This window comes from Tissierella sp. MB52-C2, assembly GCF_030931715.1.
GTDB lineage: Bacteria > Bacillota > Clostridia > Tissierellales > Tissierellaceae > Tissierella.
In genome coordinates, this window is record NZ_CP133261.1 from 1466546 (window position 1) to 1483831 (window position 17286).

Below are 17286 nucleotides of genomic sequence, written 5' to 3' on the forward strand. Positions count from 1 at the left end.
AAGTTGTGTATAATAAAAAATATGTATGATTATAATAAAAATTGATAGTGGGTGATATTATGGAAATGAAGGAATTTAATCCGAAATCTAGATTTAGCAATCGTGTTGAGAACTATATAAAATATAGACCTAATTATCCTAAGGAGATAATTAAGTTTTTAAATAGTGCAATTGGATTAACTAAAGAGCATATTATTGCTGATATTGGTTCTGGAACAGGAATTTCTTCTAAATTATTTTTGGATAATGGAAACCAAGTATACGGAATTGAACCTAATGTACAAATGAGGGAAGCAGGTGAGAAATATTTAACTGGTTATGGAAATTTCCATTCCATAGATGGAGATTCAGAAGATACAAAATTAGAATCAGAATCGGTAGATATAATTATTTCAGGGCAAGCATTTCATTGGTTTGAACCAGAACCTACTAAAAAAGAATTTTTAAAAATATTAAAACCACAGGGATTCGTGGTAATTTTCAGTAACAGAAGAAAATCTAGTGATGACAAATTTATGAATGAGTATATGGATTTAGTCGAAAGATACTCAGAGGAAGAATTGAGTAATTCACTAAAAGTAGATTTGCCTTCCTTCTTTGATGGAAAAACAATTTATAAAGAAATATTCCCTAATCCTCAAGTATTTAATTTAGAGAGATTAATAGGAGATTTAGTATCATATTCATATATTCCAAATGAAGAAAATACAAGATTTAATCATATGATTTCTGAGTTTGAACTTCTATTTGAAAAGTATAGTAATAATGAAAAATTAATTTTTGATTATGAAACAGTATTAAATTGCTGTAAAATGAAGTAAATATAAAGGTATATATTTAAAAAAATATATTGAAAGAGTTAGTGGAAGCATATAATCATTTATATAATGGTGAAGCGCTTGAAAAAATTAATAAAACAAAGTTTAGTGAATTTATAAAATACATATTGAGAGGAGTATAAAGAGTATAAAAGTGATCCTAAAATATGCAAAGTTTGTCCATATCTTAATCAATGTACAAATAGTAAAAATCATACAAAATTATTGAGAAGGCATATATGGGAAAACTGCGTAGAGCAAGTAGAATATATAGTAATTTTTATTAAAATACAAAAGGGTTCTGAAATAGTTAATTATTTCAGAACCCTTTTGCCAATAATCTAAGCAATTAATTTAAATTAATCGTTTTTTCTTTTATAAATTATAGTTAATATAAAAGAAAATATGTTAAAATCTATATTAAAGATACTTTATTGTTTCAAATAAAATATCAACTAAGAAAAAATATAATGACTAGAGGTATGAAAATGAATAAATATATTGAATTTCAGAATGTAAAAAAGATATATCAAATGGGAGAAGTACAAACAGAGGCATTATCTGGAGCAGACTTTTTCATAGATAAGGGTGAATTTGTAATCATAGCTGGATCCAGTGGTGCAGGAAAAAGTACGATACTAAATATATTAGGTGGTATGGATACTGCCACATCTGGAAAGGTTATTGTAGATCAGAGGGAGATTACTTCCTTTACCGATAGAGAACTTATAACTTATAGAAGACACGATATAGGTTTTGTGTTTCAATTTTATAATTTAGTTCAAAACTTAACTGCCATAGAAAATGTAGAATTGGCAACTCAAATATGTAATAATCCTTTAGATACTGAGGAAGTTTTAGATGCAGTAGGTCTTAGTCATAGAAAGGGAAACTTCCCTGCCCAATTATCAGGTGGAGAGCAGCAGAGAGTGGCCATAGCCCGTGCCTTGGCTAAAAACCCTAAGTTGCTTTTATGTGATGAACCAACAGGTGCACTAGACTATAATACAGGAAAATCTATCCTAAAACTGCTTCAAGATACCTGTAGAGAAATGGGGATGACAGTAGTTGTAATAACTCATAACCTAGCCATAACTCCTATGGGTGATAAGGTCATAAAAGTTAAAAGTGGAAAAATAGAAAGCCAAATCATAAATGAAAATCCTATTCCAGTAGAAAGGATTGAGTGGTAGTGAAAAAGTCTGCATTATGCAAGGATATTATAAGAGATATTAGGAAATCTTTAGGCAGGTTTATATCTATTGTTGCCATTATTGCTCTTGGAGTTGCATTTTTCTCAGGAGTAAAGGTTGCCCCAGAAGTTATGGAATATACGGCAGATAAATATTATGATGATTATAATTTAATGGATATAAGGCTAGTGTCTACCTTAGGGTTAACAGAAGATGATTTAAAGGAAATAAATAAAATTAAAGGGATAAAAGAAAGTCTAGGGACTTATACAATGGACGCATTAGCAGAATATAATGAAAAAGAAGTGGTCCTTAGGGTACATGGATTTACCTCAGCTAATCAGATAAATGGCATGAATCTAATAGAAGGAAGATTACCAGAAAAAGTTGATGAATGTATAATTGAAGCGGGTAAAGAGAATTTTTTAAAGGCTCCTATAGGTTCTAAAATCAAGCTTTTCTCCGGTAAAGAAGAAAATTTGTCAGAGAGTCTAAAAAACACAGAATTTACAGTAGTGGGTGCGGTACAAACTCCATATTATTTATCCTTTGAAAAAGGTAGTAGTGATATCGGAAATGGTCAAGTAAGAGATTTTATTATGATTCCTCAAGAAAACTTTAAACTAGATATATATACAGATATATTTCTTACTGTAGAAGGTGCAAAAAAATTAAATTCCTATGGGGAGCAATATTTTGATGTAATCAATCCTGTTATAGAGGAAATAAAAGAATTAGCCAAAGAAAGGGAGAAGATTAGATATAACCAAATCTTAATAGATGCTCAGGAAGAATTAGAAAAAGGTAAAAGAGAATATTTTGATGAGAAAGCAAATGCTGAGGAAAAACTAGAAGATGCTTTAAGAGAAATAGAAGAGACTAAAGAGGAAATAAATAATGGAGAAAAAGAACTTAAAGATAATGAGAGAAAATTTAATTTATCGATAAAAGAAGGAAAAGAAAAAATTGAACAAGGAGAAAATGAAATATTAAAAGGTGAGGAGGAGTATAAAAAAGGATTTGAAACCTTTAATGAAAATAAGATATTAGCAGAGAATGGTTTCATAGATGCTGAAAATGAAATAAGAAAGGGAGAAGAAAGTATAACTCTCTTAGAAAAGCAAATAGTACAAATCAATCTTGGCTTAGAAAATCCTTTAATTACAGAAGCAGAAAAAGAAAAATTAATTATAGAGCTGCAAACTTCACAAGGTATTTTACAAAAAACAAAAGAAGCAATTGAAAACGGCAAATTAGAATTAGCAAAGAATAAAGCGAAAATCATAGGGGCAGAAAAAGAACTTGAAAAAAATAGGGAATTATTAAATTCCTCAAGGAAAAGAATAGAGATTGAAAAGACGAACTTTAAAAAAGGTGAACAAGAAGCTGTTTTAGAATTTCAAAAAGCTAGAGAAAAGCTTGAGACAGGAAAAAAGGATTTAGCAGAAGGAGAAAAAGAATATAATATTTCCAAAGAAAAGGCTCATAAGGAATTGGAAGATGCTTGGAAGAAAATACAAGAAGGCGAAAATGATTTAAAGAAAATAGAAAAGGCTAAATGGTATGTTTTAGACAGAAAATCCCATTATTCCTATGTAGATTACGGTGGTGCTGCAGATAGAATAGATGCCATATCTCAAGTATTCCCAGTTTTCTTTGCCTTAGTTGCTGCATTAGTATGTCTAACTACTATGACAAGGATGGTAGATGAACAGAGGACAAATATAGGGACTCTGAAGGCGCTGGGCTACAATAAAGGTGATATTGCATTTAAATATATTTTCTATGCCCTAACGGCAACAGTATTAGGGTCTATAATTGGAATTGCCATAGGATATACATTGTTTCCAACAGTTATATTTAATGCTTATGGAATTATGTATATATTACCACCTGTTATACTTAAATTTAATATACTTCTAGCTAGTTCTATATCTTTAGGAGCCATAGGTTTAACAACAATAACTACATTTGTTGCCTGTAATAATGAGCTAAAAGAAAATGCATCTTCTCTAATGCGACCAAAGGCACCTAGACTAGGAAAAAGAATACTTCTTGAAAAGATACCTTTTATTTGGAATAAATTTAATTTTAGTTATAAAGTAAGTATTCGAAATATATTTAGATATAAAAGAAGATTTTTTATGACTGTGTTTGGAATAGCAGGTTGTACAGCCTTAATGCTTACGGCTTTTGGAATAAAGGATTCTATTAAAACCATAGTGAATAGGCAATTTGGAGTTTTATTTACTTATGATATGACTGTGGGATTAGAAAACGGTGAAGAAAAACATTTAAAAGAAAACAAGGATATAATAGATTATGAACTAATTTCAAGAGAAAGCGGAACTATTATATCAGATACAATAGAAAAAGATATATCAATAATTACTCCAAGGAATACAGCTAATATAGATAAGTTTATTCAGCTTCAAAGTCGTAAAGGAGAGAAAAAACTTAATATAGAGGAAAAGGGAGTAGTAATAACTGAACAAATAAGTAAAGCCTTGGACGTGGATATAGGAGATGAGATAACTTTAGTTAATAATGAAAAATATGAGGCTAGAGCTAAAATAACAGGAATTACAGAAAATTATACTTTTAATTATGTATATATATCTCCTAGCTATTATGAAGAAGTATTTCAAGAAAAAGTGGAATTTAATGAGGCCATTGGAACTTTATCTGATACATCTAAAGAGTTTGAAGATAAGTTATCTAGGGCGTTAATAAAGCAGGAAGGAATAAATAGTGTAAGCTTTAATACTTCCATTAAAGAAAATTTTGAAGATACGATTAGAAGTTTAAACTATGTAGTTGTAGTTATGATTATTTCAGCTGGAGTTTTAGCTTTTGTGGTTTTATATAATTTAACTAATGTGAATATATCTGAAAGAATAAGGGAAATTGCCACCATAAAGGTTTTGGGGTTTTATGATAATGAGGTATCAGTATATATCTATAGAGAAAATACAATATTAACTGTTATTGGAGCCTTGGCAGGGCTTATAATGGGAATATTCTTGCATAGGTTTATAATGACAACAGTTGAAATGGATAATATAATGTTTGGACTTAAATTAGAGTGGAAGAGCTATATTTTCTCCATATTATTAACTTTGATTTTTGCAATTCTTGTAAACTTTGCAATGTATTATAAACTTAAAAAAGTAGAAATGGTAGAATCGCTAAAATCAGTGGATTAGAAGGATTTATTAGCATAAGAGTTATACTAATAAGTAGATAAGATTTCGGTTATATGTCAAAGCCCTTATTAAAAAAAATTTTAATAAGGGCTTATATTTTATTTCGTATCACGAAAAAAGTTTTATTAAGTCCAAGTTATGACAAAATACTACAAAAATATTTTGTATAATATATTTTGGGTTTATTTTTATAAATGCTAGGAGGAAATAGAGGGGATGGAAAGTATAAAATATACATTATTAGGATTTGGAAATGAAAACATAGTAAAAAAGATTTTAGGTTTTATGATTTTTTTAGTTGGCTCTATATATGTAGGAAAAAAAAGTTTTTTAATCTATCATACCTTAATAGAATTAGTTTGTGTGATAATTGGATTTTTAATGGCGACCATAGCTCTAAATACTTATAGGACTAATAAAGATAATAGAGTTTTATTTTTAGGTGTGGTCTTTGGATTTATAGCTTGCTTTGATTTAGCTCATTTAATTACATATAAGGGAATGAGTATTATGGGAGATGATACGGTCAATATCCCAACACAATTATGGATTGTGTCAAGGTATATGCAAAGCATATCTTTTTTAGTTTCTACTATATTTTTAAATAAGAAAATTGATATTAGATATACATTTGTTATATACTCAATTATTTCTATAATCTTATTTCTATCAATATTTTATTTTAAAGTTTTTCCTGATTGTTTTGTTGAAGGCTCAGGTTTAACAACTTTTAAGATAATAAGTGAATATATAATTTGTGGAATATTATTATTGAAGATTATATATTTTTTCAATACAAATCCTAAAACATTGGACAAAACCAATAAATATATAATTTATTCTTTATTATCTACAATTTTATCGGAAGTTTTTTTTACTAAATATGTACGCGTATATGAATTATCAGGTGTAATAGGACATGCATTTAAATTTGCAGCTTTTTATTTTATTTACATAGCAATAGTTCGTTCAAGTATACAAGAACCTCATTTAGACTTAATTGAGCTGAATATACTTTTAGATAGAAAAAATGGAAATTTAGAAAATCTAGTACATCAACTTAAATTAAAATGTGAGGAAATGAAGAAATTAGAGATAGAGAATTTAAGAAAAAGGGAATTACTAGATGCTATATTAGAAGCATCAACAAATGGGATTTTAGTCATGGGGGATGATAATGAAGTTATTCATGCTAATAAGCTTCTTATGGAAATATGGAATACTTCAAGTGAAGCGATTTATAGCGGAGATCATCAAAAATTAATTTCTGTTGCAGAGAAGCAGCTAAAGTATCCTGACGATATAAAGTTTTTCACTGAAAAATTATGGACTGAAGGAGATTTTAATATTTGTGATTTACATTTAAAGGATGAAAGAGTTATAGAGGCTTCTGTATTTCCCTTTATAGAAAAGGATGTACCAATTGGAAAGATAATCAGCTTTAGAGATATTACCCAGAGGAATAAAGTTATAGAGTTACAGAAACAAGTTGAAATAAAGCAAGCATTGTTAGAAAAGGCAAAAGAAATTGATGAATTAAAAACTAACTTCTTTTCTACAATTTCCCATGAATTTAGAACTCCTTTAAATATTATATTGGGAGTAACTCAATTATTTCCTCATATTACTAATGGTGAAGAAAAAGATATAGATAAGGATAGTATTAATAAATATATTAAGATGATAAAACAAAACTCCTATAGATTGATTAAGCTCTCCAGTAATCTTATAGATATTACTAAAATTGATGCAGGGTTTATGAAGATGAACCTTGAAAATTATAATATTGTTTCCATTATAGAAGATATTACGTTATCTGTTGTAGAGTACTGTAGGAGTAAGGGTATATCCATAGAATTTGATACAGAAATAGAAGAGAGGGTAATGGCTTGTGATGCAGATAAGTTAGAAAGAGTTATGCTGAATTTGCTATCCAATTCTGTAAAATATGTGGAGCCTGGTGGAAAAATCGAAGTAAGTATTAGAGAAAAAAATAGTTTATTTTTCATAATAGTTAAAGATAATGGGGTGGGAATACCAAAGGAAATGACAGAAACAATTTTTGATAGGTTTAGACAAGTGGATTCAACCCTAAGAAGAAGAAAAGAAGGCAGCGGTATAGGGTTATCAATAGTAAAGTCAATTATAGAAATGCATGGTGGAAATATATCTTTAGATAGTGAGATAAATAAGGGAAGCACATTTACCATTAGATTACCAGTATATAAAGTTGAATCTAATAATAAAAATCATATTCAATGTATGTCAAGAGAAATAAATGTAGATAAAATAAACATAGAGTTTTCTGATATATATGAGCTAAGTAAAGAATATTAGCTTAGTCTCTGTTACTGATTATAAAGATAAAAATTTAAAAAATCATCTATAGTTAAGATTTATAGATGTTTTTTTTATGTCCGTAAAATTTAAAACTTTGACATAAATTAAATTTGCAGAATAGTGCCAAAATTCATTTACTTTGATGTTCAAATGTAGTATAATCATTAAAATCAATAAATATAATATAAAAACAAAAAGGAGGGATATTATGGATAACAAAACTAAGGATCAAGAAAGGGGTTCTTGGGGCTCAAGTTTTGGATTCATTATGGCAGCAGCAGGTTCAGCAGTAGGTCTAGGTAATCTATGGAAGTTTCCATATCTAGCGGGAAAAAATGGTGGAGCTATATTTGTTGTTGTATATTTACTAATGGTTGTCTTAGTTGGATTTACTATGATGTTGGGAGAGATGATCATTGGTAGAAAGACACAGCTAGACCCCTATGGAGCATATAAAAAGCTTAATAAAAACTGGGGGTTTTTAGGCTCAATAGGAATTATAACTGCATTTTTAATTTTATCTTATTATGGCGTTGTAGGAGGGTGGGTTATTAAGTATGTTGTAGCCACTTTAACAGGTGCAATCGGTGCAGATAAGGCTGCATATTTTGGAAACTTCATAGGAGCACCTATAGAGCCCTTAATTTACCATGGAATATTTATGATTTTAACTGTAGCAATAGTATTTAAAGGAATATCTGATGGAATAGAGAAGGCAAGTAAGATTATGATGCCTGCATTATTTATTATGCTTATAGTAGTAGTAATAAGATCAGTTACACTTAAAGATGCTTCTCAAGGGCTTGCCTATTATTTAAAACCTGATTTTAGTAAATTTAACGCAAAGGTACTTGTTGATGCATTAGGTCAGGTGTTTTTCTCTCTAAGTTTAGGTATGGGTGCTTTAATTACTTATGGCAGCTATTTAAAGGGTGATGAGAATTTAGAAAAAAATGCCTTGATAATACCTGGATTAGATACAGCAGTAGCGTTATTAGCAGGATTTGCTGTTCTTCCTGCAGTATTTGCTTTTGGATTTGAGCCTACTCAGGGACCTGGTCTTATGTTTGTAACTTTACCGGCTGTATTTGAAGCCATGCCTCTTGGAGCAGTATTTGGTGTGATTTTCTTTGTTTTAGTATTATTTGCAGCTATTACTTCAGCAATTTCATTATTGGAAGTATCAACAGCATATTGTATTGACCAGCTTAAATGGTCAAGAAATAAATCTGTTACTATAAATTCAGTTGTTATGTTTGTAATTGGAATCTTTGCTTCTTTATCTATGGGAGCCCTTGCAGATTTTAAAGTCCCTATATTGAATTTAAATATATTTGATTCCTTAGACTTCTTTACATCTAACATATTGATGCCTATAGGCGGCTTTCTAATGGCCATATTCTTAGGATATGTTTGGGGTGTGGATGAAGCCATAAAAGAAGTAAAGAAAAGTCCAAATGTAAAATTTAAACTTGAAAAGCTTTGGGTAGTACTAATAAAGTATTTAGCACCTGTTGCAATATTCATAGTATTACTAAGTTCATTAGGATTATTAGATAGATGGCTAGGTAATTAATTTAAATAATAAAGTCTAAAAATATTATAAAAATAACATAAAAAACTTCTTTAGAGAGAAGATACTACTAAGTGGTATTTAAATTCTAATAATAAGGAGGATAAATTATGTTATTCAATAATATTAGTGAAAGAAGAGTTGTAAAAGATGGAGTTCATGAATCAGTATTAGAAATGACAGCTGATGACTATAACAAAGTATATAATGCTGAATATAATGAAGAAATAGCTTCAGAGATTATAAATCATCATCTGATAAGACGAGGAGATGATGGTAGGGCAACTAATATTCGAATAAAACATGATCTGGAAGACGATATGGTAAGGATTTATGCAAACATTAGTTATCTAGGAAATGAACATACAACATACAGTAGACACTAAAATATAAGGATGCTAAATAGCATCCTTATATTTATATAAAAGATATTTTTGATAAATTATACAAAAGTCTGCTTAAATATTGTATAATGTACCATGGAAAGCTTATTTTATGCTTTAAATATATATTGGGAGGTAATAGATGGAAAGAATTTGGCAGGATAAGAAATTTTTAAAGGATATGTTAGTAATTGCGATTCCAATTGCATTACAAAACTTAATAACTTCTTCATTAAATATGGTAGATACCTTAATGATATCTGAACTTGGTAAATCAAGTATAGCTGCAGTAGGTTTAGCAAATCAGCTATTCTTTTTTTATTCTTTGATCATCTTTGGAATTAATAGTGGATCTTCTATTTTTATTTCTCAATATTGGGGGAAAAAAGACACAGAAAATATTAAGAGGGTGTTGGGGTTAGCAGTTAGTTTTAGTGCTATTGCAGGATTATTATTTACAATAATAGCATTATTCTTCCCTGAAACAGTAATGAGATTTTTCATAAAAGAACCTATGGTAGTTAAACTAGGCAGTGATTATCTTAGAGTAGTGTCGCTATCTTATATAATAACTGGAATATCATTTGCTTACAGTATAGCATCTAGAAGTATAGGAAAAGCCAATATGCCTATGGTGGTAGCAGGTTTTTCATTTATAACTAATACTGTTTTTAATTATTTACTTATCTTCGGTAAATTTGGTTTTCCAGAACTAGGTGTAAAGGGTGCGGCCTATGGAACATTAATTGCTAGGATAGTTGAAATTGTTTTTATACTTTATTTTATATATAAGGATATAGAGCCTCTAGCTGCTAAATTAAGTGAGCTGTTTAGCTGGACAAAGGATTTCATTAAGAGGTATTTAAGAACTATATCTCCTGTAATAATAAATGAAGCATTATGGGCCTTGGGACAAGTCATGTATTCTGCAGCCTATGCAAGAATTGGAGAAGACGCCACAGCAGCAGTTCAAGTTTCAAGTACTATTCAAAATGTTTTTTTTGTATTAGTACGGGGACTAGCCAATGCTTGTACTGTTATGGTAGGTAACAAAATTGGTGCGGGAGATGAGGAGGAATCCTATGATTACGCGATTCAGTTTTTAATCATGTCTACATTGGCTGGATTAATACTAGGTGGAGTTTTAGCCTTAACTCCAGATTTAACATTAAAACTATTTAGAAACTTAGACTCAGATGTATATAATTTATCTAGAAAATTAATAATTATTGGAGGAATGTTTTATTTCATAAGAACTTTTAATTCAACCTTAATTGTTGGAGTCCTTAGGGGTGGGGGAGATACTAACTTTTCCATGTATCTTGAAATGGGAGCAGTATGGTTAATAGGTGTGCCTTTAGCTTTTATGGGAGTATTACTATTTAAAATGCCAGTTTATATAGTATTTATATTAGTATCCTTTGAAGAAATAGTTAAGGCAGTAATAGGTTTCCCAAGAGTAAAGTCTAAAAAATGGATTAGAAATATTACAGAAAACTAATTTTTATTATGATTTAGGTAAAAGATTTATGTATAAAGGAGTTGATGATTTATGAAGAAATATCGAAAAACCTTTGAAATACCATACTATGAATCAGATAAGAATGGAAGAATAAGACAAGTATCTTTACTAGAGTATTTAGGTGAAACATCTGGTGCCCATACTGATTATTTAGGATTTAATTCTAAAAAACTTCAAGAATTAAATTGTGCATGGATGCTGAATAGATGGAAAGTAAAAATACATAAGTATCCAAAAGTAAAAGAAAAAATATCTATAGAAACTTGGACATCAAAGATGGATAGATTTTATGCCAATAGAGAATTTATAATATATGATGAAGAAGATAATGAAATAGGAAGGGCATCTACTGTATGGATATTTATCGATATGAATAAAAAGAAACCCGTTAGAATTCCAGCGGAGTTTCTTGAAATAGCTAAACCTGTTGAGGAAACAACTTTTGATGATTTTTATGACTTTAAAAAAGAAATAGAAATAGAAGAGAATATAGATTTTCATGTAAGAAGGTCTGATATTGATTATAATAACCATGTAAATAATACTAAATATCTTTCATGGATATTAGAGACTGTTCCAGATAATATTTATGAAAATTATAGATTAAGTGAATTTGAATTATTGTATAAAAAAGAAACAGTATATGGAAATACCATATTGGCAGGAATTAATATATTAGATGAAGAAATTCATGAGAAAGGCTTTATTCACAAGATTATAGATAGTAATACAGGAGAAGTTCATGCCCTAGGTATGACTAAGTGGATAGATATAAAATAATAATTCCGATTTTTGAAGCCAGGCTTCAGAAATCGGAATTATTTTTAATTATCCTTCAAAATCTACTTTTATTACTTTACCTTTTTCACCTAAACTCATTCTTGTGATTTTAGTTAGCTTAGGAACATCATCAATTTTAGAACATTCTAACATATGATATACCTTAGAAGTATCTCCATTTTGCTTATAAACTTCTCTCAATAGTTTTAGTAGAGAGTAAGGATGCTCTGGTTCTTTTAAACTTATAAAGGATGTATTTGGTTTTGCCATTGCTTCACCAATTAACTTTTCAAAATCTAAGTTATCTAATCCAGGTATTAAGAAATATTCAACATCATTGTTTAAATCATCAAATCCTTTTACCTGTACAGATTTGAAGCTACCCTTTGCTACAGCCATTAAAGCCGCCATCAAAGGTCTTATACCAGCTGATCTATGACCAGATACTATAACAGATTCTTTTTTTTGAATAGCTTCATCAATATAATTACCTTCAGCTTCAGTCATAAATCCTTGATCTACGTATTTTTGAATCATTGAGTTCATTTAAAACGCTCCTTTATCTATTAAATTTGTTTAACAACGTAAGTAAACACATGAATATGATAACATTAAAAGCCATTAAAAGAAAGTTTTGTTATAATTTAAACATATATCTTTCTTCTATATAATTTTACCCAATTTAGTGATAAAATAAATAAATAAAGTAAAAATAATTATTACTTGGTAGAATTAAGTCTAAGGAGGATAGAATTTTGAGAGTACAAATGAATAAGCGAAAGAATATTGCTCTTATTGCCCATGACAATAGAAAGGAAGATTTAATAAATTGGGTAAAGGAAAATAAAGATAAATTGTCAAATCATTTTTTATGTGGGACTGGAACTACTGCAAAGCGAATAAGTGAACGTACAGGACTAGATGTTAAAGGATTTAAATCTGGTCCACTAGGTGGAGATCAGCAGATAGGCTCACGTATTGTTGAAGGTGATATTGATATGATGATTTTTTTCTGGGATCCATTGGAAGCTCAACCCCATGATCCTGATGTGAAGGCACTTTTAAGAATAGCTGTATTATATGATATTCCAGTTGCAAATAATAAGTCTTCTGCAGATTATATTATATCTTCCCCAATTATGAATGAGGAGTATACAAGAGGGATTATTGACTTCAATAAGTCTAAAAAATAAAGTAAAACTTGTAAAATATAAATTATATGAATAAAATTCAACTAAAAATCATATAAATATAGTTGCAATCTAGGTTATAGTATGGTAATATTAGGTTGTAGCTTTAATTCGAAAGTAAATAATCAATACACAATAATTTCTCAGGTAACATATTTTATCTGCATATAGTAAGGAAATTTTATTGTTGGTATTTTTACAAAGAATTAAAGAAATAAAATTTCGGAGGTATATGCAATGAAAGGTACAGTAAAATGGTTTAATGCAGAAAAAGGATTTGGATTTATTACTACTGAAGAAGGAAACGATGTATTCGCTCACTTCTCACAAATCAACAAAGATGGTTTCAAAACTTTAGAAGAAGGCCAAGAAGTTGAATTCAACGTTGTAGAAGGCGCTAAAGGATTACAAGCTGAGAATATAACTATTATCTAGTAAAAAACGGATACTTATACCCCTTAAAGATTATCTTTAAGGGGTTTTCTGTGTTGACAACAAAAAACCTATATGTTACCTTTAGTAAAGGTAATGTTTTAAATATAGACAAAAGGAGAATAGATATGAGCGAAAAAAGAGTTCTTGCAGTAGTAAATGGAAAGGAAATAACAGAGGATACTGTACTTAAATTTCTTAATGACTTAGGACCTCAAATGGCAATGCAGTTTCAATCACCAGAAGGTATGAAAAGAGTAGTAGATGAACTAATAAATCAAGAAGTAATGTATTTAGATGCAAAAGAAAATGCACTAGATAAAGATGAGAATTTTATAAAGGAAGTAGAAAGAGTTAAAGAAGGATTACTTAAACAATATGCATTAAATCAACTTTTATCTGGAATATCAGTAACAGAAGGTGAAGCTTTAGAGTTTTATAATGAAAATAAAGAAAACTTTAAAAAACCTGAAACTGTAGTTGCTAGTCATATCTTAGTGGAAGAGGAAGAAAAAGCAAAAGAGATAATAAAAGAAATAGAAGCTGGTATGTCTTTTGAAGATGCTGCAAAGAACTATTCAACTTGTCCTTCTAAGGCACAAGGTGGAAATCTAGGAGAATTCGGTAGAGGTCAGATGGTTCCGGAATTTGAAGATGCTGCTTTTAATATGGAAGTGAATAGCATTTCAGAACCAATAAAAACACAATTTGGCTATCATATAATTAAGTTAATAAATAAAAATGCAGAAGGATTAAGTTCCTTTGACGAAATTAAAGATCAAGTAACTCAACAAGTTCTAGGAACAAAGCAACAACAGGCATATATAAATAAGACAAATGAATTAAAACAAAAATATGAAGTGAAAAATAATATGTAAATTTTTTAAAGAGAGATCTTAGATCTCTCTTTTTTTATTTAGAAAAGTATAGGACTTTTTTTATAGACTAACTACATATTATCCAATAAATGTTTCTTTCGGAAGATTTTGGGAATATATGGAATGTGACTAACTTAAAAAAATATGGAGGTGTTATTTTGTTAGGAGAGAATTTTTCAAAACATTTTATGAAGCAAAAGATGATGAGAACAGTTATTGTATCTTTAATTCCATTAATATTTTCATCAATATATTTTTTCGGATGGAGAACATTAATACTCTTAGGCATTGTAACTATTGCTGGATTAACAACTGAATGGATTTTTGAAAAGAAATACAATAGGAAGGTTTCAGAGGCCATATTTGTTAGTTGTATCCTATACACCATGACATTACCGCCTACGACTCCTTATTGGATAGCCGCAATAGGAATTATATTTGGTATTTTATTTGGGAAAGAGGTGTTTGGTGGATTTGGAAAAAACATTTTTAATCCTGCTTTAGTAGCTAGGGCATTTGTATATGTATGCTTCCCAGCTCCCTTGACTATTCAGTGGTCAAAGGCTGCTTTAGGATTTCCAGGAGGATTTAGCACTTATATTACTCAAGGTGTGGAAGTAGTTTCACAAGCTACTCCAATGTTATTATTTAGAGATACAGGTAAGATGACTTCTTTAATGGATCTATTAATTGGAAATATATCTGGCTCCATAGGGGAAACTTCAGCGATTTTAATTATTCTTGCAGGTGTTTATTTAGTATATAAAAAGGTAGCATCTTGGCAGATAATGGTAGGAGTATTAGCTGGATTTACAGGACTAAGCAGTATTCTTTATTTACTAGGAAATAGCCAAATTCCTAATCCAGTATTTGGAGTTCTAGCAGGTGGATTATTATTTGGAGCTGTATTTATGACCACAGATCCAGTGTCTGCTCCAAAGACAAAAGAAGGTAAGTGGATATATGGAATTATTATAGGTATGGTTACAGTAATTATTAGAGGATATGCATTATTTGCTGGTGGAATGATGTTTGCAATACTTATAGCAAATACATTTGTACCTATAATGGATGAAGGCGTTAATGCCTATAAAAAGCATAAAAAAGAATCTAAGAAAGAGAAGGAAGAGGTGGCAATATGAAAAAGTCTTTTAGTTTTCCAATAATATTTATGGCTCTTGTCACTGCTTTCTTTACATTTATATTAGCTTTTCTAAATTATAGTACTGCTGATAAAATTGCATTTAATCAAGAGCTAGAGTTAAGTGAGAAACTACTCTATATCTTTGATATAGAGCCATTATCCAATGATCCCAATGATATTAACCAAGCCTTTAAAGATAATATAGGTACTATAAAGTCAGACGGTGGGGACTTATATGTATATTATGGAGATAATAAAGAAATTTTAGGCTATGCTGTGCCTATAAATGGGTCTGGATTATGGGGAAGTATAGATGGATATGTTGGAGTTTCAGCAGATTACTCTACATTACTAGGTTTAGAGTTTATTTCCCATAGTGAAACTCCGGGACTAGGCGGCCGAATATCTGAAGACTGGTATAAGGAACAGTTTCGAGGGATAGATTTAACTGAGACAACAGATGGAAACTATATTATATATAAACCAGCATCATGTGGAAACGTAGATGCCATAGCTGGAGCCACATTGACATCAAAGTCTGTAAGTAAACTTCTAAATGAGGATTTAGAAGAATTTATAAAAAGAGAGGTGAATAAATGATGAAGGGAGATAGTCCGAAAAAAATATTTAAAATGGGACTTTGGGAAGATAATCCTATATTAGTTCAGATAATAGGTATATGTTCAGCCCTAGCAGTGACTAACCTTATGATAAACTCATTAATCATGGGAGTAGGACTAATATTTGTTACTGCATTATCATCTTTTACTGTATCTTTACTTAGGAATTATACACCAAAGCATATTAGAATGATGGTTCAAGTACTTATAATAGCAGCCTATGTAATTATAGTGGATATTTTCCTAAAGGCATATATGCCTGAAATGAGCAAGGCATTAGGACCTTATGTAGGATTGATTATTACAAACTGTATAATCATGGGTAGAGCAGAGGCCTATGCGCAGAAAAATTCCCCTATTCCTTCATTTTTAGATGGAGTAGCCTCTGGATTAGGCTATACTTTAGTTCTTTTGGTCATAGCTTTTATTAGAGAATTATTAGGATTTGGGACAGTTTTTGGAATTCAAGTTTTAGGAGAATGGTGGACACCATGGACTATAATGATTATGCCACCAGCAGCATTTTTTATATTAGCAGTTGTTATCTGGATCACTAAAACTATTCAAGAAAAAGAGAAAGATAATGAGAAAGGTCAGGTGGCTAATTGATGATAGAACTTAATCCTTTTATAATATTTTTTGCAGCAATATTTACTAATAATATGATATTTAGTAATTTCTTAGGAATGTGTTCCTATATAGCAGTATCTAGAGAGATACCTACCTCTTTAGGATTAGGTCAGGCTGTTACCTTTGTACTTACTTGCACTACAATAATAAACTACCTTATATATCATTATGCTTTATTACCACTTGGATTAGATTACCTAAGATTTATAGTATTTATTATTAGTATAGCAGCATTTGTACAGCTTTTAGAAATGTTTGTAGAAAGGTATCTTCCTAATTTATATTATGCATTAGGTATTTTTTTACCTCTTATAACTGTAAATTGCGCCATACTAGGAGTTTCACTATTTATGATAATTCGTAACTATAATTTCCTTCAATCCATAGGATTTAGCATTGGATCTGGAATTGGATGGACATTGGCCATAGTTGCACTGGCAGGAATTCGTCAGAAGCTAAAGAAAGCATCAATACCTAAAGGACTTGAAGGACCGGGTATAACCTTAATCATTACTGGATTAATGGCCTTAGCTTTCATAGGATTTTCAGGTATTGTTCAAATCCAATAGGGGGGAGA

Annotated in this window: 16 protein-coding genes; 15 read left to right on the plus strand and 1 reads right to left on the minus strand. The window is 29.9% G+C overall.

Going from position 1 to position 17286, the window contains the following annotated elements:
• The first annotated feature begins 59 nt into the window (after positions 1–59).
• The 8 genes from RBU61_RS07175 to RBU61_RS07210 all read left to right on the plus strand — a co-directional run bounded on the left by RBU61_RS07175 (position 60) and on the right by RBU61_RS07210 (position 11815).
• The gene (locus RBU61_RS07175; RefSeq protein WP_308878950.1) at positions 60–821 is read left to right on the plus strand and encodes a methyltransferase domain-containing protein; all 762 of its coding nucleotides are present in this window, start codon (positions 60–62) and stop codon (positions 819–821) included.
• A gap of 485 nt (positions 822–1306) precedes the next feature.
• The gene (locus RBU61_RS07180) at positions 1307–2011 is read left to right on the plus strand and encodes an ABC transporter ATP-binding protein (protein WP_308878951.1); all 705 of its coding nucleotides are present in this window, start codon (positions 1307–1309) and stop codon (positions 2009–2011) included.
• Complete coding sequence (locus tag RBU61_RS07185; protein ID WP_308878953.1) at positions 2011–5217, plus strand: FtsX-like permease family protein; 3207 nt, start codon at positions 2011–2013, stop codon at positions 5215–5217. The genes RBU61_RS07180 and RBU61_RS07185 overlap by 1 nt, the downstream gene beginning before the upstream one ends.
• Positions 5218–5433: 216 nt before the next feature.
• The gene (locus tag RBU61_RS07190) at positions 5434–7554 is read left to right on the plus strand and encodes an MASE3 domain-containing protein (protein WP_308878954.1); all 2121 of its coding nucleotides are present in this window, start codon (positions 5434–5436) and stop codon (positions 7552–7554) included.
• 211 nt (positions 7555–7765) lie between these two features.
• Positions 7766–9133 carry a sodium-dependent transporter gene (locus tag RBU61_RS07195; RefSeq protein WP_308878955.1) on the plus strand — a complete coding sequence of 456 codons (1368 nt, stop codon included), beginning with the start codon at positions 7766–7768 and terminating at the stop codon, positions 9131–9133.
• Between the two features lie 107 nt (positions 9134–9240).
• Entirely contained in the window at positions 9241–9516 is a 276-nt protein-coding gene (locus RBU61_RS07200; protein ID WP_308878956.1) for a hypothetical protein, read from the plus strand.
• 139 nt (positions 9517–9655) lie between these two features.
• Positions 9656–11014 (plus strand): MATE family efflux transporter, encoded by a 1359-nt coding sequence (locus RBU61_RS07205; RefSeq protein WP_308878957.1) that lies wholly within the window; start codon positions 9656–9658, stop codon positions 11012–11014.
• 51 nt (positions 11015–11065) lie between these two features.
• Entirely contained in the window at positions 11066–11815 is a 750-nt protein-coding gene (locus RBU61_RS07210) for an acyl-ACP thioesterase domain-containing protein (protein WP_308878958.1), read from the plus strand.
• A gap of 48 nt (positions 11816–11863) precedes the next feature.
• Here RBU61_RS07210 and RBU61_RS07215 read toward each other — a convergent pair whose 3' ends face one another.
• A complete protein-coding gene (locus tag RBU61_RS07215) occupies positions 11864–12361 on the minus strand; it encodes a hypothetical protein (RefSeq protein ID WP_308878959.1) in 498 nt (165 codons plus the stop codon).
• A 221-nt stretch (positions 12362–12582) separates the two neighbouring features.
• Between RBU61_RS07215 and RBU61_RS07220 the strand changes: the two genes are divergently transcribed.
• The 7 genes from RBU61_RS07220 (at position 12583) to RBU61_RS07250 (ending at position 17278) form a co-directional block, all read left to right on the plus strand.
• Positions 12583–13008, plus strand: a complete 426-nt coding sequence (locus tag RBU61_RS07220; RefSeq protein WP_374212518.1) for a methylglyoxal synthase — start codon at positions 12583–12585, stop codon at positions 13006–13008.
• Between the two features lie 234 nt (positions 13009–13242).
• Entirely contained in the window at positions 13243–13440 is a 198-nt protein-coding gene (locus RBU61_RS07225) for a cold shock domain-containing protein (protein WP_154441800.1), read from the plus strand.
• A gap of 125 nt (positions 13441–13565) precedes the next feature.
• A complete protein-coding gene (locus RBU61_RS07230; protein WP_308878961.1) occupies positions 13566–14315 on the plus strand; it encodes a peptidylprolyl isomerase in 750 nt (249 codons plus the stop codon).
• A gap of 158 nt (positions 14316–14473) precedes the next feature.
• Complete coding sequence (locus RBU61_RS07235) at positions 14474–15457, plus strand: RnfABCDGE type electron transport complex subunit D (RefSeq protein ID WP_308878962.1); 984 nt, start codon at positions 14474–14476, stop codon at positions 15455–15457.
• On the plus strand, positions 15454–16059 hold the full coding sequence (locus RBU61_RS07240; protein WP_308878963.1) for an FMN-binding protein: 606 nt from the start codon (positions 15454–15456) through the stop codon (positions 16057–16059). Before RBU61_RS07235 ends, RBU61_RS07240 begins: the two co-directional genes overlap by 4 nt.
• Positions 16056–16688, plus strand: coding sequence for an NADH:ubiquinone reductase (Na(+)-transporting) subunit D (locus tag RBU61_RS07245; protein WP_308878964.1), 633 nt, complete (start codon positions 16056–16058; stop codon positions 16686–16688). Before RBU61_RS07240 ends, RBU61_RS07245 begins: the two co-directional genes overlap by 4 nt.
• Entirely contained in the window at positions 16688–17278 is a 591-nt protein-coding gene (locus RBU61_RS07250) for an Rnf-Nqr domain containing protein (protein ID WP_308878965.1), read from the plus strand. Before RBU61_RS07245 ends, RBU61_RS07250 begins: the two co-directional genes overlap by 1 nt.
• Positions 17279–17286: the final 8 nt, after the last annotated feature.

Coding starts and splice junctions, on each gene's coding strand:
- RBU61_RS07175 (WP_308878950.1), top strand. CDS start 60: ATGGAAATGAAGGAATTTAATCCGAAATCTAGATTTAGCAATCGTGTT.
- RBU61_RS07180 (WP_308878951.1), top strand. CDS start 1,307: ATGAATAAATATATTGAATTTCAGAATGTAAAAAAGATATATCAAATG.
- RBU61_RS07190 (WP_308878954.1), top strand. CDS start 5,434: ATGGAAAGTATAAAATATACATTATTAGGATTTGGAAATGAAAACATA.
- RBU61_RS07195 (WP_308878955.1), top strand. CDS start 7,766: ATGGATAACAAAACTAAGGATCAAGAAAGGGGTTCTTGGGGCTCAAGT.
- RBU61_RS07200 (WP_308878956.1), top strand. CDS start 9,241: ATGTTATTCAATAATATTAGTGAAAGAAGAGTTGTAAAAGATGGAGTT.
- RBU61_RS07205 (WP_308878957.1), top strand. CDS start 9,656: ATGGAAAGAATTTGGCAGGATAAGAAATTTTTAAAGGATATGTTAGTA.
- RBU61_RS07210 (WP_308878958.1), top strand. CDS start 11,066: ATGAAGAAATATCGAAAAACCTTTGAAATACCATACTATGAATCAGAT.
- RBU61_RS07215 (WP_308878959.1), bottom strand. CDS start 12,361: ATGAACTCAATGATTCAAAAATACGTAGATCAAGGATTTATGACTGAA.
- RBU61_RS07220 (WP_374212518.1), top strand. CDS start 12,583: ATGAATAAGCGAAAGAATATTGCTCTTATTGCCCATGACAATAGAAAG.
- RBU61_RS07225 (WP_154441800.1), top strand. CDS start 13,243: ATGAAAGGTACAGTAAAATGGTTTAATGCAGAAAAAGGATTTGGATTT.
- RBU61_RS07230 (WP_308878961.1), top strand. CDS start 13,566: ATGAGCGAAAAAAGAGTTCTTGCAGTAGTAAATGGAAAGGAAATAACA.
- RBU61_RS07240 (WP_308878963.1), top strand. CDS start 15,454: ATGAAAAAGTCTTTTAGTTTTCCAATAATATTTATGGCTCTTGTCACT.
- RBU61_RS07245 (WP_308878964.1), top strand. CDS start 16,056: ATGATGAAGGGAGATAGTCCGAAAAAAATATTTAAAATGGGACTTTGG.
- RBU61_RS07250 (WP_308878965.1), top strand. CDS start 16,688: ATGATAGAACTTAATCCTTTTATAATATTTTTTGCAGCAATATTTACT.